This window comes from Sulfitobacter sp. G5_S2_6_S6, from assembly GCF_054968505.1.
This window is the reverse complement of the sequence record NZ_JBQKUI010000031.1, coordinates 1-380: the sequence shown is the minus strand read 5'-3', so window position 1 is coordinate 380 and position 380 is coordinate 1. Positions and strand designations below refer to the sequence as shown.

Genomic DNA, 380 nt, shown 5'->3' with positions numbered 1-380 from the left:
CGCGATCGCTATGGACTACGGGCCGCGCTTCGCTGTCAGCGATGGTTTCTACCGCTGCATCAAGCATGGTGTTCACAAGATCGGCGTCCGGTCTGGTCCCAATGGTCCAACTTATGACGAGGCCGTCGAAGCAATCAATGATCGGGGAAAGATAAACTTTTCCCGCTCGGATGTGGAACTCCGTGATGTCCGTTAGCCATTTCTCATTTGGCGCGGCCGCCTGGAATTCCCGGTTGATAATATTCTTCGGCGCAGGGCTAATCTCACCAAGATATGAGCTGTAACGCCGCCGCTTAGGCTTTGGGACGATCAAAGCTTCCTGTTTCATTAGGCGCCGCACCACTTTCTCGGAGATCGAGATAGAATTCCGCGTCATACAG

General features: G+C 53.7%; 1 protein-coding gene. It reads right to left on the bottom strand.

What is annotated here, in order from left to right:
* Positions 1-380, bottom strand: a 380-nt coding sequence (locus ACTRWK_RS17530) for a DDE-type integrase/transposase/recombinase (RefSeq protein ID WP_462844111.1), incomplete at both ends; no start/stop codon positions are given.